The following is a 15935-nucleotide window of genomic DNA, read 5'->3' as shown; positions in this document are numbered from 1 at the left end:
ACGCTAGGTCGCATTCCAAAACCGGTCAGATAAAAGATCTGACCAATTTTGGAATGGAGAAAAAATGAACCGGACAGAGTTTAATTTACACACCCAATCTCCAAGTTATATAAATCTAAAAACCTGCCATTGGCAGGTTTTTTCAATACTACGGATTTGAACTTTTTCATCTCGAACCTTCGATTCGCTTTCTGTCAGTTCCAAACCCTGCTTCTCAATTTCAATTAGCGTTGCACCCTGCTCCGCCGACAGGGCAAATCGATGCTAATGAACATCCGCTTTCAAATATTCCGAAAAATTGGCCTTGAACCGGTTCAATCTGGGAATCGAAACATTAGTGATATACGAGTTATTAGGATGCTTCCGTTCATAGTCCTGATGATACTTTTCCGCCTCATAAAACTTCGTAAATGCCGTCACCTCGGTAGTAATCGGCTCCCCTTGATACACATTTTGGTCTTTTAAAGCTTTGATGTAACCCTCTATGATTTCCTTTTGCTTCTCATTTTTATAAAAAGCAATAGACCGATACTGCCGCCCTCTATCAGGCCCCTGTCGATTTAAGGTGGTAGGGTCGTGGGAACCGAAAAAAACCTGTACCAAGGCGGTAAACGAGATTACCTTTGGGTCGTAATAAATTTTGACTGCTTCCGCGTGATCGGTCTGCCCGGCACCAACCTGCTCGTAGGTGGGGTTTTCTTGAGTACCCCCGGCGTAGCCCGATACAACCTCCTTGATCCCTTTCACACTTTCGAAAATGGCTTCCACGCACCAAAAACAGCCGCTCGCAAAATAAGCGGTCTCGTATTTGTCTAATTCTTGGGCTGTGGGTTTGACGACCTGAGCCATTTCATTTTTTGGGGTATCGGCCTTACTTTTGACATTGGACTGACACGAAGTGGTTAATATAAGGGAAAGGGCAAGTACTGTTTTAGTAAATATTTTCATTTGTAGCTTTTTTTTGTTAGTCCTTTTATTTACGATAACTTACTCAAAAAGTTCATAAAAAAAAAGACTGTCCGAAGTTTTCCGGACAGTCCTTTTAAATCAATTGTAAATTATAATCCATCGATCGCTTTAAGGACCGATTATCGATTGATTAGATATTACATTCCTTCTATCGTACCGGTTCCAAGTATTTCGATGCCCGATATTTTTGGTTTGTTGACCGTGGCTTCGAACGAAATATTCAATTCGCCATCGGTAACTTCAATATCGTACATTCTTGCACTGGCCGTGGCAGGATCTACGTCTTTAACAAGATCATATCCGGTAAAAACTTGAGTTCCTTCTATTGTTGCATTAAAGATTCGTTTACCTATATCACCGTCAAAACCTTGGGGATTTGGACTGCCCCAGTAGATTTCCGCAAAATAGAGTTTTACGGAATAGGTACCATTGCTAATAGGAATAGTATAAGAAAATGGGCCTTTAATACCGCCTGCTGCGTTATCAGAAGTTATTCTTTCCGTAAGATAAAGCGCATCGTCATCGGTGCCGGCTATTTCGGTAACTTGGGGATTAGTATATGCTACGGTATTGGCGGCATCAAAATACTGATCTGCCATGAAGACATTGCCATCTAAAGTAACTTCAGGGCCACCACTGTTGATCCGCAATAGTGAAGGTCCTAAGGGCACAGTCGATTGACCTACATCCTGGGCGGGATTCGAATCGTCGGGATTGAACGTAATATCGACCGTATCGGTAATAGCGACATCGTTAAGCGTACCCGAAATAGTAATATTTTCTTCTACTCCATTTGTTACGGTAGCCGTATACGTGCCGTCGTTATTGTCGGTTACTGCAGATACGGTTGCAGAGCCCGTGGAGGTCAATGTCACCGTACCCCCGCTGACGGCCAATAATATACCATCGGCATCCGCCAATTGTACGGTCACCGTTGAAGTCGAAACATCGTCCACCAAGGCCGTTGCGGTGGCATCGATAGTTGTATTGGCGTTGGTCGGATCGGGATCTCCAGCAACGACAGCAGCGGCCGCAAAGACAATTTCGGCCGTTTTAGTAATGGCCACAGCCTTCAACGTACCGGAAATGGTCACTGTTTCGGCGACGGTGTTGGTTGCCGTGGCGGAATAACTACCATCGTTATTATCGGTTACCGCGGATAAGGTTGCAGAACCGGTCGAATTTAAAACTACCGTGCCGGCACTTTTAGTAAAGGGTTTTCCATCGGTATCCGCAATCTTAACGGTCACCGTTGATGTCGCCATCCCGTCGGCGACCACTGGCGAACTGGCTGCGATGGTCGAGTTGGCATTCGTCGGATCGGCGATAGGGTCAACAACTACGGGGGGTTCGGTACCGGGATCGTCGCTACTACAGGCAACTGGTATCACCGCAAAAGAGGCGGCCATAATCGCGAACAGAAAGTACCTTTTAAACAATTTGAGTTTCATAGATTATTACATTTAAGTTATTAAATCACTGTACTACTAAAGGGTAATTCACAATACTATTAAAGGAGCAAAATTATTGAAATCCTTGTTGCTCGCCTATTTAATTTTCATTTTATCGATGAAATACCGATGTTTTCGATAGGGCAATCAAATATATTTTGTAAGAAAAATTTTATTCCGAATAAAGTGCAAGTTACATACGGAAGCAAGTATAAAACGGATCTTTTCCCAATTATTTTTGATTTGTTTGCTTTTCCTTTAATCTATTAACACAGGTAAGTTAACACATTGCAAACTGTATTACTAACAGCTGAGTCTGTCCTTTACCCTACCTCATCGACTGTATTTCATCCGATTTATTACGTTTTACCGAAATTTCATACCCTTTAACGAAAAATACCTATTAAAAATTCATAGGTGCCGTTAGTATAGGGTAACTGTTTTAAAATAATGGACTATGCGATTAATCTTGACTTTGGTAACCATACTTTTCTTCAGTTTAAATGCAATCGCCAAAGTCCAGCGTCCTCAAATCATTGAAATCGATACGATACCGCTTGAAAAGACGCTACCTCCATTGCAGGGTTCCGAGCCTTCGCCCGTTATTGAAAACAAAACGGCTATCCTGTATAAGATGAAAGAGAATATCATCCGCAGGGAACTTTCCTTTACCCCAAAAAAGAAATACATGAAGTGGGTGTAAAAGGTGTTACAAAGTGCGTTAAGCGAAATGCCTCTTGCGAAATGCGCAGATTGTACTGTTCATTTAGTTCAACACTGTTTCTTTCTGAACAATATCCTTTAAAACATCCCAGACATTATCCCTTACGATGAGTTGTCCTTCTGGTGTAGGATGAATTCCGTCGTCTTGGTTTAGGTCGGGATGGCCCGCGACACCTTCCAATAAAAAGGGAATCAGTTTTATATCGTTCTTTTCTGCCAAGTCCGGAAAAATCTCCTGAAATTCGCTAGCGTACGTCTGGCCCATGTTCGGAGGAATCTGCATGCCCGCCAAAACAATCTGCGTATCGGCATTTTTTTTGCGTACCAAATCGATTATAGCTTGAAGATTTGCACGGGTTTCCTTTATGGGAATACCGCGAAGTCCGTCGTTGGCCCCCAGTTCCAATACAAAAACGGCTACTTTTTGATTGAGTACCCAGTCGAGCCGGTTGAGTCCGGCCGAGGTGGTTTCCCCACTCAGTCCCGAATTGATGGCGGTATAATTCAGGGCCAACGAATCCAACCGGTTTTGAATCAATGCAGGAAAAGCTTCTTCCGTATCGAGACCGTAGCCCGCGGTGAGGCTATTGCCAAAAAAAAGGATGATCTTTTCGTCGGATATTTCAGCGGCCTTAGTGATGGCGTCTTCGGTTTTGGCCGGCGCTGGATCGGCTTCCTTTTTCGGGGCATCCCCACATGACACGAGGAATGCCACCAGTAAAATATAACGAAACTTTAAGAGGTTCTGCATAGCCATAGGGTCTGAAAATCGGAATCATTTGCCTATTTTTCCGATTCTGTCCGACAATAAACTGGCGGGTACACAAGAAAATTAAGCAATTTCATGGCAAAGATATTAAACGTAAGCCATTTGGCGAAGCACTATACAAGTGGCACAAAAGAGTTAACGGTCTTAGACGATATCACCTTCGATATCGAAGAAGGGGAAACGTTTGCTATTGTGGGGCCTTCGGGCAGTGGTAAGACCACTTTATTGGGACTTTGTGCCGGTCTCGACCGAGCGGATTCCGGTTCGGTGGCCCTTTGCGGTATCGACTTGTCGACCCTGAACGAAGACGAACGTGCCGCGTTGCGCAATCGGGAAGTCGGGTTTATTTTTCAAAACTTTCAGCTGTTGCCCACCTTAACGGCCTTAGAAAATGTAATCGTACCCTTAGAATTGCAGGGGATTAAAAACCCGGGTAAATCTGGCATGGATTTGTTGGACAAGGTCGGTTTGGCGGATCGTTCCCACCATTATCCCTCCCAGCTTTCCGGCGGTGAACAGCAGCGAGTTGCTTTGGCCAGGGCATTTTCAAGCAATCCTTCCATATTATTTGCCGATGAACCTACCGGGAACCTTGATGAGGAAACCGGTGAAAGAGTCGTGCAGCTGCTATTCGAGCTGAACCAAGAAGCCAATACCACACTGGTCATCGTTTCGCACGATCTGGAATTGGCCCAAAGAAACCAACGCATCCTGCGATTAAGAGGTGGAAAGATTATTGCCAACGAAAGCACCGTACACTTGTGAAAGACGATAAGGGCAATTCGACCAAAACGAACTTGAACTGGCTACTTAAAATGGCGTGGCGCGACGGTAAGGCCAGTGGCAAACGCTTGGTACTGTTCATGGCTTCCATTATTCTGGGTATCGCCGCAGTGGTTTCCATCCAATCCTTCAGCGAAAATTTAAAGGAAAATATAAAACTCCAGTCCAAAGCCTTGATGGGAGCGGATTTTATCATCGACAGTAATCAGCCTCCTAATGAAAGGGTGCAACAGATCATTGATTCGCTGGGCGGGGCCGATGCCAAGAGTGTCGGTTTTCCATCCATGGCCGTTTTCCCGAAAAGCGGAAATACCAAATTGGTAAATGTTAAGGGTATTGACGGCAAGTTTCCTTTTTATGGAGAACTGGAAACCGACCCCGTCTCCGCGGCCACGGAATATCAACAATCGGGCAAGGCACTGGTCGATGCGACCTTAATGTTGCAGTTCGATTTAAAACCCGGCGATTCCATTTCCATAGGAAATATTTCTTTGCCTATTGCAGGTACTTTGATTTCCGCACCGGGAAGTACGGGGGTTTCAGCCTCCGTTGCACCACCGGTGTTGATTCCCTATCGTTTTATTGAAGCAAGTGGATTGGTACAAATTGGTAGCCGGGTCGGCTACGACTTTTATTTTGTGGCTAAGCTCGATCAGAATCTCGAGGCTTTGGAGGACAAGGTTGATCCATTGCTCGATGCTGAAAATGCCGATCTCGACACGCATACTTCTACCGGCCAGCGTTTGGGCCGCCGTTATGAAAACTTCGGTAAGTTTCTGAATTTGGTCGCTTTTATTGCCTTATTATTGGGTTGTGTGGGTATCGCCAGTTCGGTACATATCTATATTAAAGAAAAATTGCAGTCCGTCGCCGTACTCAAATGTATCGGGGCCAGTCGTAAGCAAACATTTTTGATCTACCTCATACAGATTGCGGGAATGGGTCTTATCGGTGGACTGGTCGGAACCTTGGTGGGATTGCTCATACAACAATCGTTTCCTTTGCTGCTACAAGGCTTTTTACCTTTCGATGTCCAAATTTCCCTGTCCGTGGCGCCAATTCTTATGGGGCTGCTACTCGGGTTGTTCATGTCGGTATTGTTTGCCCTATCGCCGCTCTTAAGCACGTGGTATGTGTCGCCGCTCCAGGTATTGCGCATTCAGGAAAATGGAAGCCAAAAATCTCGTAAAGCCAATATTTTGGTGCTGTCGGCCATCATGGTATTTATTTTTCTCTTCTCTTTTTGGTTGTTGGGCAACTGGAAGTACGCCCTGTCTTTCGCAGCGGGTATTTTGATAGTTTTCGCCCTGTTGGGCGGGGTTGCGAATCTCTTTATGAAAGCGATAAAAAAATACTTTCCGGCGTCTTGGGGCTTTACGGCGCGGCAAAGCCTTTTAAATCTTTTTAGGCCCAATAATCAGACCATGGTTTTGATTCTGGCCATCGGTGTGGGTACGTTTTTGATCAGTACCTTATATTTTTCCAAGGATATCCTTTTGGCGAAAACTTCGTTGGAAGCCAATGAAAAGGCACCCAACCTGATTTTATTGGATGTACAGCCCGAACAACAGTATGCCGCTGCAAGCCGGATTACGGAAAAGGGATTGCCACTACTGAACAACATCCCCATCGTAACCATGAGAATGCAGAAAATAAAGGACCGTTCAGTAAATGAAATCCGTTTGGATACTGCTTCGACTATTAACGGGTGGATACTGAACCATGAGTTTCGAGTCACGTATCGCGATTCGTTGATCGCTTCCGAAACCTTGGAGGCCGGAAGTTGGCCCGCCAAATCTAAAGAGGAAAATGTCGTACCCGTTTCCCTTTCCGATAATGTAGCCCGTGATGCCGAGGTCGGGGTAGGGGATAAGCTCGTTTTCAATGTACAGGGCATGTTGATGGAAACCGAAGTAGCCAGTATCCGTGCGGTGGATTGGGGGCGGATGCAATTGAACTTTTCGGTGGTATTTCCGACCGGTGTTCTGGAAAGCGCTCCTCAATTTCGGGTCTTGACCACCAATACGCCGAACGAAAGCACGTCAGCTTCCTTACAGCGGGAGCTGGTAAAAGAATTCCCGACCATCTCCATACTAGATCTTAGACAGCTATTGACAGTCGTGGACGCTATTCTCGGAAAAATTTCATGGGTCATCAATTTCATGGCCTTCTTTAGCATCCTCACCGGTATCATCGTGCTCATTGGTTCCGTACGTACCAGCAAGTATCAGCGCATCAGAGAAAGTGTTCTGCTTCGGACCTTAGGGGCCAAAAGCAAACAGATCTTAAAAATTACCGCTTTGGAATATGGGTATCTCGGTGTTTTGGGGAGCAGTATCGGCATTCTACTGTCGTTAATCGGTAGCCAATTGCTGGCGCTCTTTGTCTTCGAGACCGCCTTTGTACCCTCATGGGTGCCGTTTCTAATCGTTTTGCCTGGAATCACGGCCCTAGTTCTTGCCATTGGATTGCTGAACAGTCGCAGTGTTCTGAAAAGTCCGCCTTTGGAAGTTTTGCGAAAGGAAGGCGTTTAAGAGGCTGTTAACTAACCCCGCTCTACCCCTTTTTTACCAGGCCGACCCCCGAAAAGAAGAATATAGCTCCTAGAATACCATATACGAACAGCATTTTCGTAGTGCCCGAGTCATTGGCGAAAAGTATTGCTGTGTATACGAGGCCGCCGATGCCCAATACCGTTAAAACGGTACCGAAAATTTTCTTTAAATCCATAGCATCAAAAGTAGAAAAAAATTAAATAGGGGTCACAAGTGTCGATAAAACTTTCAAAAATTCATGCTTTACCTTTTATTTTCAAGAACAGAATCGGTTAAAATACACCCTGTTCCGATAAAGTGTTTTCGAACCTAAATCCGTTTAACGGCAGGTTTTGACCCTTTGACCGGAGTGGTGCCGATTACCGAAAATGACGTGTTTTTCAACGATTTACAACTCTGTAAAATAGGGTATACTGCGTTCTACTTATATAAAAACGCAAGTCATGAAAACTATCGCTACTTTAATTTTTGTTCTTTTTATCGGAGTTAACGCACAAGCCCAAAATGCAACTGATGACGTAAAAGTCGATGGGGTCGAAATGACTATCGTTACCGAATCCTCTTTTAAAGCAATACCTTTTCAATCTGCCACAGAGATCGCCCGTTTGTATAAGCGTTCTAATACCAGGGTAAAAAAAGAACTTACTTTTTATACCAAGGCGAACCGTGCCAAGATGTCGTAAGCATTCTGCTAAACGAAATGGGCTTTACACCATACTTTAACCGCCATGCACCCATTGCATGGTATTTTTTTGAGAAAAATCAACGTTTAAAAACACATCCCATCGTTAATCGGTTTCGACGTCCCAGTACGCTCATCCAACATTTTTTACCGTTTACCGTTGATTCTTCATTATACCGAAAAACACTGGTTTTCAACGGACAACATCGGGCCGAATATCTTTTTCACATTATATTTATGTAACCTAAAACTTACACATGAAAGCTATTTCGACCTTATTTTTTGTTCTAATCTTCGGAGCCCTGGCTCTGGCAAATACGGAAACTGATGGTAAAATTAATAGTATTGAAATGGGTATTGTTCTGGGTAGTGGCACTGACAGTATTAGCAGTGCTTCGCAAACTAAGGTTGGCACCGAAAACGGTTTAGCCCGTTTGTACAAATTTCAAAATGCGAGGGTCAAGAAGGCTTTGACATTCGATACAAAACACAGCACGGCTAAATGGGTATAAGGTCGAGTATCTTACGCGACAGAAGGCATTTTATTTCCTACCTCCTTGAACTTGACGATATAGTGTGTCCCATTTTTGGAAAAATCACGGATTATGGAGCCCTGCAACTGGCGTACCAGGTTGTGGATCAATTTCAAACCAAGCGATTTAGAATTTTTATACGTAATATTTTCCGCGAATCCGATACCGTCGTCCCCGATATTCAATAGAAATTCATTGTCATCGCCCTTACGTAATTTGATACATATTTCACCTTTGTTTTCGTCAATAATACCATACTTTAAAGCATTGGTCACGGTTTCGTTTATTAAAAGGCCCAAGGGAATGGCAGTGTCGATATTGAGCTTTACCTCAGGAATGTCTATATCTAAGGTAATATTGCTGCTAGTACCCTTAACCGAACGTATCAGATATTCCCCCAGTTCTTGTACATATGATTTGTACTCGATTCTTGAAAGATCTTCACGCATATAAAGTATTTCATGGATCATGGCCATTGAAATAATCCGGTTCTGGCTACTTTTTAGAAGACTTTTGACCTCTTTGTCCGCAATGCTGCGCGATTGCAGTCTTAATAAGCTTGATATGGTCTGTAGGTTGTTTTTGACCCTGTGGTGTACCTCTTTGATCAAGGTTTCCTTTTCATTGATTTTTTCCTCGAGATCGTTTTTAGTCTTGTAGAGATTGTGATGGGCGTGCAAAAGGTTCTTGCCGAATACACCTCCCAAGAGATAGACGGAAAAAAGAACGCTGATCAGGGCAAATATATTCCGTGATTTTTCGGGAATCACATTAGAGACGAAACTAAAATCGACGATGCTCTGCGAATAGATCAGGACGATAATCAGCAGGTTGAGGTTCAAATAAAGAGTTCCATATGCCTTGGTGGTCACATAGCCAGCTACAACTATCAGGGCAAGCACGAAAATAAACGGACTGTTGATACCCCCACTATATAGCGTAATAATACTTGCCCCGGTCAAAGTCATTATCGACACGATATTATAGGTCAAGGTCAGACTGCGGTGGTAATTAAAAAGAATGGTATTGATCAAGTTAAGGACACCGAAAATCAGGAATACGTAGGGAATAACGCGGGTTATATCCAATAAGAACAAACAGATACAGCAAAAAATCAACGCAAATATCGAACTGAAATAATTGACCTTTATGACCAAACGGGTCTTATCTCTAAGGCGTTCTTCCAGTTGTAAGTTTTTTTGCATAGCGTTAAAGATATTGAATTTTACATTACCCATACAAGGTCTTGCTGAAATTCGTGGCGCGCTTTAGTTGCCATGCACCAGATGCCTATCGACATCTAGAAAGGCGATTTGGTATTCGGTGCCCTTTGCAAAAGAGTTGCGTTTTACCGATCCCCTAAGTTGCCTGGCCAGGTTATGGATCAGTTTAAGCCCTAATGATTTGGTATTCTTAAAATTCAATTCTTCCGAAAAACCGATGCCATCATCCTTAATGCCTAAAACGTATGCGTTTTTTGCATCCTCTTTTTTTAGGCTGATGTCAATCTGGCCGGTTCCATTGTCTATAAATCCATATTTGAGGGAATTTGTCACTGCTTCATTGATGACAAGTCCCAAGGGAATTGCGGTGTCAATACACAGCGCTACTTCGGGTATGTGTAGCTTTATGCGAATGTTTTTGTTCTTGCAATCAGTGGAATTCATAAGATAATCGGTCAGTTCCTGTACGTAGGGCCGAAACTCGATTTTTGAAAGATTGTTCCGTATATAAAGCATCTCATGGATCATGGCCATCGAAATGACCCTGTTCTGGCTACTGTGTATCAATTCCTTGATTTTATCGTTGGCGGAATTTTTTGCCTGAAGGCTTAGTAGGCTCGAAACGGTCTGTAAATTGTTCTTTACTCGATGGTGTACTTCCCGCAAAAGCAGTTCCTTCTCCATAATCCGTATTTCTATTTCCGCTTTTGACCGGTTCAAGGCTTCGTGCGCCCTTAGAAGCGTCTTTCCAAAAACACCACCTACCAGGTATACGGCAAATAGAAGGGATATTAGACTGAAATGCGGTTTCGATTCCGTTGGAACATCATTTATAATAAAGGAAAACTGGGCTTCGCCAACAGCATAAATCAGCACTATGATTAAAATTACCGCATTCAAATAAATGGTGCCGAAAATACGGGCGCCCGCATAGCCCCCTAGAACTATTACGCCCAGAATAAAGATAAACGGACTGGCGATACCACCACTATAGAGTATAATGGCTATGGTAACCAGTAAGGAAATAACGCCGGAACGTATTGCGGTAGCTTTCAAATTCCCCCGCTTTTTAAACCAGGAAATATTGAAGAGATTCAAGACACTATAAACAAAAAACGCAAAGGGCACTACCCCGTAAATTTTTAGGGGATACAAGCAAAATACACCCAATATTGCGGTCAAGGTCGTTGAAACGTATACAAACCGGAACATTAGTCGCGTCTGATCGTCCGTTTTATATTGAATTTTGTTCATGGCATCGCTTCGTTTTGGATAGAACCGTGCGAAAGCGCCTAAAAGAGCTAACGAAAAACCCTTCACACTTTGTTAAGTTACGTCAATCCAGATAATAACTGGAACTTTATTCAGAAATATCTTATATGTATGTCAGAAAGTGCAGGATATTGGGGATTTATAAGAAGGAAATTATATCTTTTTGATTTTAGGTAGTTCAATACTTTTGGTATTTAACAGAAAAAACGGCAATCTTTTGAGAGATTGCCGTTAAGTTTTTCAATATCTATTTCTTAATCCTCGGTCAAAACCCACTCCCCCTTGTCGATTAAGGGCTCGGCCTGTTTGTATTTTACGGTCTTGTTCTCGCCCGACAATACATTCTTAATGGTTACTCTTTCGTTACGTCCTATTTTTGGCCGCTCGCGAACGATAGTTTCCGTAACCTGCGGCCGTTGGCCCTGTGTTTGCCCGGCTGCACGGTTTTGGGCGGCAAGCTCATCGCTATTGGGAATTTCTGCCTTACTGGTCTGTAATTCCTCCTTAGGACGGCGTAGGTTTCGTTCCTCCTGAATGGCATTGGGGTTGCCACTGGGCAGTTCTCCTTTGAAAAGAAAGGAAACGACCTCTTTATTTACCTTGTCGATCATAACCTTAAAAAGTTCAAAGGCCTCGAATTTATAAATCAATAAGGGATCTTTTTGTTCGTGTACCGCTAGCTGAACCGATTGCTTGAGCTCGTCCATCTTGCGTAGATGGGTCTTCCAAGATTCGTCGATGATGGCCAGTGAGATGTTCTTTTCGAAATCGGTAACCAATACCTTTCCGGCACTTTCATAAGCATTCTGCAAGTCGGTGACGACATTAAGCGTCTTTACGCCATCTGTAAACGGTACAACGATTCTTTCGAATTTGTTGGCGTTGTCTTCGTACACTTTCTTGATAACCGGAAAAGCGGTAGCAGCGTTGCGCTGCATTTTTTCCTGATAGTGTTGGTAGATTTCAGCATATATTTTGGTCGCGATTTCGCGAGCGCCCATTCTTGTAAATTCCGCTTCTTCGATTGGGGAGGTAATCGAAAAATACTTGATAAGTTCGAACTCGAAATTCTTGTAGTCGTTAGCGGCCTTGTTGGTTTCGGTAATGGCCTCACAGGTATCATAGATCATATTGGCGATATCGACCTTAAGACGTTCGCCTTGCAGGGCATGACGCCTTCTTTTGTAGACGACCTCACGCTGGGCGTTCATTACATCATCATATTCCAATAAACGTTTACGCACGCCGAAGTTGTTTTCCTCTACTTTTTTCTGGGCACGTTCTATAGATTTGGTCATCATACCGTGTTGAATGACCTCACCTTCTTCAAGGCCCATCCTGTCCATCATTTTAGCGACCCTTTCCGAGCCGAAAAGGCGCATGAGGTTGTCTTCGAGAGATACGTAGAACTGAGAACTTCCGGGATCACCTTGACGACCTGAACGCCCTCGCAACTGCCTGTCCACACGACGGGAATCGTGGCGTTCGGTACCTACAATGGCGAGTCCGCCTGCTTTTTTCACATCCTTGGAAAGTTTGATATCCGTACCCCGACCGGCCATGTTGGTAGCAATAGTTACTACCCCCGTTTTACCGGCTTCTGCGACAACATCGGCTTCCCTTTTATGGAGTTTGGCGTTGAGCACGTTGTGATCCACTTTTCGAATGTTCAGCATACGTGATAAAAGCTCCGAGATTTCAACAGAAGTCGTACCGATCAACACCGGTCTCCCAGCTTGTGAAAGCTCCGTCACCTGATCAATGATTGCATTATATTTTTCGCGTTTGGTCTTATAGATCAAATCGTTTCTGTCATCACGGGCAATAGGGCGGTTGGTCGGGATTTCCATGACATCCAACTTATAGATTTCCCAAAGTTCCCCTGCTTCGGTGACAGCCGTACCGGTCATACCGGACAGCTTTTTGTACATTCTAAAATAGTTCTGTAAAGTGACCGTGGCGAACGTCTGGGTCAAGGCTTCGATCTTTACGTTCTCTTTGGCCTCGATGGCTTGATGCAGGCCATCGGAATAGCGGCGACCGTCCATTATACGGCCGGTCTGTTCGTCTACAATCATGACCTTATTTTCCATCACCACATATTCCACATCCTTTTCAAAAAGGGTATAGGCCTTCAACAATTGGCTCATAGTGTGTATACGTTCACTCTTGATGCCGAAATCCTTGAAAAGTTCTTCCTTTAGCTCGGCCTCTTTTTCGATTCCGAGATTCTGGCTTTCGATTTTGGCGATTTCACCACCGATATCCGGCATGACAAAGAAATCACGGTTTTGTTCCCCCGAAATATAATCGACGCCCTTATCGGTAAGCTCAATCTGGTTGTTCTTTTCATCGATTACGAAAAGCAGGTCTTCGTCGACTTTTGGCATTTCGCGATTATTGTCCTGCATGTAGTAATTCTCGGTCTTCTGTAAGAGCTGTTTAACCCCTTCTTCACTCAAGAATTTAATCAAGGGTTTATTCTTGGGCAAACCACGATGTACTCTTAACAATTGAAAACCACCTTCTTTGGTGTCGCCCTCTGCAATCAGTTTTTTTGCTTCGGCCAAAACGTGGGTCAAATGTTGGCGCTGTTTATTGACAATGTCGTTTACTTTTGGTTTCAGTTCGTTGAATTCATGGCGATCGCCTTCGGGTACCGGTCCTGAAATAATAAGAGGGGTACGTGCATCATCTACCAAAACAGAATCGACCTCATCGACGATGGCGTAGTGATGTGGACGTTGCACGATATCTTGAGGCTTGTGCGCCATGTTATCGCGCAGATAATCAAAACCGAATTCGTTATTCGTACCATAGGTGATGTCGGCATTATAGGCGGCCCTTCTTCCGGCGGAATTTGGCCGGTGGTGGTCGATACAATCTACCGAAAGGCCGTGGAATTGAAAAATCGGCGCCATCCAGGCACTGTCCCTTTTGGCCAGATAATCGTTTACGGTTACCAAATGGGTTCCTTTGCCAGCGAGGGCGTTGAGGTAGAGGGGAAGGGTAGCGACCAATGTTTTACCTTCACCCGTCTGCATTTCGGCAATTTTGCCTTGGTGCATCGCTATTCCCCCGATCAGCTGTACATCGTAATGTACCATATCCCAAGTGACCTCTTTACCGGCGGCATCCCAAGAATTTTTCCAGATGGCCGATTCACCATCCAGGGTAACATAGTCTTTTGTGCCGGAAAGTTCCCGATCATATTCCGAGGCGGTTACGGTTAAGGTCTCGTTGTTAACGAAGCGTTTTGCAGTTTCCTTCACCACGGCAAAGGCGACCGGTAAAATTTCGTTCAAGGTTTCTTCCGTGAATTTATAGGCTTCTTCCTGGAGCTTGTCAATTTCCGCGTAGATATCCTCGTTTTTATCGATATCGTCGGATGCTTTTACCTCCTCCTCCAAGGCCTGGATCTGTTGTGTGATCTCACTGATATCCTCCGCTATCTTTAGCCTGAAGGTATTCGTCTTATCTCGCAGTTCGTCGTTGCTGATAGACTCCAATTGTTGTTCAAAAGATTTTATTTGCTCGACTAAAGGCTGTAGCGCCTGTACATCTTTTTTTGATTTATCCCCTACAAATATCTTGATGACCGAATTTAAAAGACTCATTTTATGATGATTAATATTAAACCGCTTTGTTTGGAATGTTAAGGTAAGCGGCGAAGTATCCGTTTTTGACTATGGTTGTGCTATATCAACAAAAGGTATTCCAACAATGGAATTCGTGAAAAAACAATTGAATTGCTGCCAAAATTACATAAAGAACTCGTTTAAACCTTTTCTTTTACCTCCGAATATCAAATTCTGCCCTTCTATTTCCTCATTTTTTGCCACCGAAGCCCTGTTATACGGGTATAAAATGACTTTATTTGGTCACAAAATCCGATAATACCAGTTTTAAATAAAAAGTTCAAACGAGTCCATAAAAAAAAGCCACACAAGCGGCTTTTTTATTTGAATTAACGGAATGATGGTTTCAATATTCGTCCTCGTTCCAGAGGTAATCTTCTTCGGTAGGGTAATCGGGCCAGATTTCTTCGATGGATTCGTATATCTCTCCGCCTTCCTCTTCCATGGATTGTAGGTTTTCTACAACCTCCAATGGCGCTCCGGTACGAATGGAATAATCGATCAATTCGTCTTTTGTTGCCGGCCAGGGTGCATCGCTTAGATACGACGCTAATTCTAATGTCCAATACATGCTAGTGGTGTGATTTTAATTTTTTGCAAAAGTAATTTTAAAAAGCACATGGGCAAGTAAAATTGACACTTTCTGCTAAAATTTGTTAGTATAATACTGCGATAACGGATAAATAAAGAATTTATTGGAGAAAACCAAAACGATTTCCACTTTTATTCGGTATCGTTGCGCTCCGGTATCCATTGTATCTCTACAGCCTGCAGTTCTAGCGACAATTTTCGTGCCAGTACAAAAAGGAAATCCGAAAGTCGATTGATATATTGTAATACTGTTGTATGGAACGGGGCATTGTCTTGAAGTAAGGTACACATGCGTTCGGCCCTGCGGCAGACCGTTCGCGCAATATGACAGTATGACACGGTGGTATGACCTCCGGGCAATATAAAATGGGTCATTTGGGGTAACGATGCGTCCATTTTGTCTATTTCATTTTCTAAAAAACGGATGTCGGCCTTCGTAACCTCGGCGATATTCAGACGTTTTTTTCCGTTTTTTAATAACGCTTTTTCGGGATCTGTCGCTAAGATGGCACCTATGATGAAGAGTTTTTTCTGAATTTTGGTCAGTACATCTTTTATAGAGGCGTCAATTTCTTGGTCACGGATTAGGCCGAGCCATGAGTTCAGTTCGTCGATCGTACCGTAACTTTCTATCCTGATATGGTGTTTTTTTACTCGGGTGCCACCGATCAGTCCCGTAGTTCCATCGTCCCCGGTCTTTGTGTAAATTTTCATGAAAGGAAATTTAGGAGTTTAGAAGTTGATGG

General features: G+C 43.7%; 14 protein-coding genes. 5 read left to right on the top strand and 9 right to left on the bottom strand.

The features are described 5' to 3' along the window. Positions 1-264: 264 nt before the first annotated feature. Together msrA and BLT07_RS19025 are read right to left on the bottom strand one after the other, a co-directional pair. Complete coding sequence (gene msrA, locus BLT07_RS19030) at positions 265-948, bottom strand: peptide-methionine (S)-S-oxide reductase MsrA (RefSeq protein WP_091873709.1); 684 nt, start codon at positions 946-948, stop codon at positions 265-267. A 158-nt stretch (positions 949-1106) separates the two neighbouring features. Then, the gene (locus BLT07_RS19025) at positions 1107-2420 is read right to left on the bottom strand and encodes an invasin domain 3-containing protein (RefSeq protein ID WP_091873706.1); all 1314 of its coding nucleotides are present in this window, start codon (positions 2418-2420) and stop codon (positions 1107-1109) included. Positions 2421-2877: 457 nt separating this feature from the next. On the opposite strand from BLT07_RS19025, the gene BLT07_RS19020 reads away from it, so the two are divergent. Next, positions 2878-3123 carry a hypothetical protein gene (locus BLT07_RS19020; protein ID WP_091873703.1) on the top strand — a complete coding sequence of 82 codons (246 nt, stop codon included), beginning with the start codon at positions 2878-2880 and terminating at the stop codon, positions 3121-3123. A 63-nt stretch (positions 3124-3186) separates the two neighbouring features. On the opposite strand, the gene BLT07_RS19015 is transcribed toward BLT07_RS19020, so the two are convergent. After that, on the bottom strand, positions 3187-3894 hold the full coding sequence (locus tag BLT07_RS19015) for an arylesterase (RefSeq protein WP_091873759.1): 708 nt from the start codon (positions 3892-3894) through the stop codon (positions 3187-3189). Between the two features lie 93 nt (positions 3895-3987). On the opposite strand from BLT07_RS19015, the gene BLT07_RS19010 reads away from it, so the two are divergent. Further along, a complete protein-coding gene (locus BLT07_RS19010; RefSeq protein WP_091873700.1) occupies positions 3988-4677 on the top strand; it encodes an ABC transporter ATP-binding protein in 690 nt (229 codons plus the stop codon). A gap of 50 nt (positions 4678-4727) precedes the next feature. Next, positions 4728-7229: an ABC transporter permease gene (locus BLT07_RS19005; RefSeq protein ID WP_091873756.1), complete on the top strand. Its 2502-nt coding sequence runs from the start codon at positions 4728-4730 to the stop codon at positions 7227-7229. 22 nt (positions 7230-7251) lie between these two features. Here BLT07_RS19005 and BLT07_RS21125 read toward each other — a convergent pair whose 3' ends face one another. Then, a complete protein-coding gene (locus BLT07_RS21125) occupies positions 7252-7425 on the bottom strand; it encodes a hypothetical protein (protein ID WP_175455372.1) in 174 nt (57 codons plus the stop codon). A gap of 268 nt (positions 7426-7693) precedes the next feature. Between BLT07_RS21125 and BLT07_RS19000 the strand changes: the two genes are divergently transcribed. Beyond that, positions 7694-7933 carry a hypothetical protein gene (locus BLT07_RS19000; RefSeq protein ID WP_091873696.1) on the top strand — a complete coding sequence of 80 codons (240 nt, stop codon included), beginning with the start codon at positions 7694-7696 and terminating at the stop codon, positions 7931-7933. Between the two features lie 256 nt (positions 7934-8189). After that, positions 8190-8444 (top strand): hypothetical protein, encoded by a 255-nt coding sequence (locus tag BLT07_RS18995; RefSeq protein WP_091873692.1) that lies wholly within the window; start codon positions 8190-8192, stop codon positions 8442-8444. A gap of 11 nt (positions 8445-8455) precedes the next feature. On the opposite strand, the gene BLT07_RS18990 is transcribed toward BLT07_RS18995, so the two are convergent. The 5 genes from BLT07_RS18990 to BLT07_RS18970 form a co-directional block, all read right to left on the bottom strand. After that, a complete protein-coding gene (locus BLT07_RS18990; RefSeq protein WP_091873752.1) occupies positions 8456-9670 on the bottom strand; it encodes a sensor histidine kinase in 1215 nt (404 codons plus the stop codon). A gap of 63 nt (positions 9671-9733) precedes the next feature. After that, positions 9734-10942 carry a sensor histidine kinase gene (locus BLT07_RS18985; RefSeq protein WP_091873689.1) on the bottom strand — a complete coding sequence of 403 codons (1209 nt, stop codon included), beginning with the start codon at positions 10940-10942 and terminating at the stop codon, positions 9734-9736. Positions 10943-11214: 272 nt separating this feature from the next. Beyond that, entirely contained in the window at positions 11215-14577 is a 3363-nt protein-coding gene (gene secA / locus BLT07_RS18980; RefSeq protein WP_091873685.1) for a preprotein translocase subunit SecA, read from the bottom strand. A gap of 367 nt (positions 14578-14944) precedes the next feature. Continuing rightward, complete coding sequence (locus tag BLT07_RS18975; RefSeq protein WP_013994285.1) at positions 14945-15169, bottom strand: DUF2795 domain-containing protein; 225 nt, start codon at positions 15167-15169, stop codon at positions 14945-14947. A gap of 152 nt (positions 15170-15321) precedes the next feature. Further along, entirely contained in the window at positions 15322-15903 is a 582-nt protein-coding gene (locus BLT07_RS18970; RefSeq protein ID WP_091873682.1) for a cob(I)yrinic acid a,c-diamide adenosyltransferase, read from the bottom strand. Positions 15904-15935 lie beyond the last annotated feature (32 nt).

It is taken from the genome of Pricia antarctica (assembly GCF_900101815.1).
Taxonomy (GTDB): Bacteria; Bacteroidota; Bacteroidia; order Flavobacteriales; family Flavobacteriaceae; genus Pricia; species Pricia antarctica.
Note: the sequence above shows the minus strand (reverse complement) of the source record. Positions and strands in the feature narration are given on the sequence as shown.

What these genes read in the sequence shown, in the direction of transcription:
- msrA (WP_091873709.1), bottom strand. Translation starts at nt 948, where the DNA reads ATGAAAATATTTACTAAAACAGTACTTGCCCTTTCCCTTATATTAACC.
- BLT07_RS19025 (WP_091873706.1), bottom strand. Translation starts at nt 2,420, where the DNA reads ATGAAACTCAAATTGTTTAAAAGGTACTTTCTGTTCGCGATTATGGCC.
- BLT07_RS19020 (WP_091873703.1), top strand. Translation starts at nt 2,878, where the DNA reads ATGCGATTAATCTTGACTTTGGTAACCATACTTTTCTTCAGTTTAAAT.
- BLT07_RS19015 (WP_091873759.1), bottom strand. Translation starts at nt 3,894, where the DNA reads ATGCAGAACCTCTTAAAGTTTCGTTATATTTTACTGGTGGCATTCCTC.
- BLT07_RS19010 (WP_091873700.1), top strand. Translation starts at nt 3,988, where the DNA reads ATGGCAAAGATATTAAACGTAAGCCATTTGGCGAAGCACTATACAAGT.
- BLT07_RS19005 (WP_091873756.1), top strand. Translation starts at nt 4,728, where the DNA reads ATGGCGTGGCGCGACGGTAAGGCCAGTGGCAAACGCTTGGTACTGTTC.
- BLT07_RS21125 (WP_175455372.1), bottom strand. Translation starts at nt 7,425, where the DNA reads ATGGATTTAAAGAAAATTTTCGGTACCGTTTTAACGGTATTGGGCATC.
- BLT07_RS19000 (WP_091873696.1), top strand. Translation starts at nt 7,694, where the DNA reads ATGAAAACTATCGCTACTTTAATTTTTGTTCTTTTTATCGGAGTTAAC.
- BLT07_RS18995 (WP_091873692.1), top strand. Translation starts at nt 8,190, where the DNA reads ATGAAAGCTATTTCGACCTTATTTTTTGTTCTAATCTTCGGAGCCCTG.
- BLT07_RS18990 (WP_091873752.1), bottom strand. Translation starts at nt 9,670, where the DNA reads ATGCAAAAAAACTTACAACTGGAAGAACGCCTTAGAGATAAGACCCGT.
- BLT07_RS18985 (WP_091873689.1), bottom strand. Translation starts at nt 10,942, where the DNA reads ATGAACAAAATTCAATATAAAACGGACGATCAGACGCGACTAATGTTC.
- secA (WP_091873685.1), bottom strand. Translation starts at nt 14,577, where the DNA reads ATGAGTCTTTTAAATTCGGTCATCAAGATATTTGTAGGGGATAAATCA.
- BLT07_RS18975 (WP_013994285.1), bottom strand. Translation starts at nt 15,169, where the DNA reads ATGTATTGGACATTAGAATTAGCGTCGTATCTAAGCGATGCACCCTGG.
- BLT07_RS18970 (WP_091873682.1), bottom strand. Translation starts at nt 15,903, where the DNA reads ATGAAAATTTACACAAAGACCGGGGACGATGGAACTACGGGACTGATC.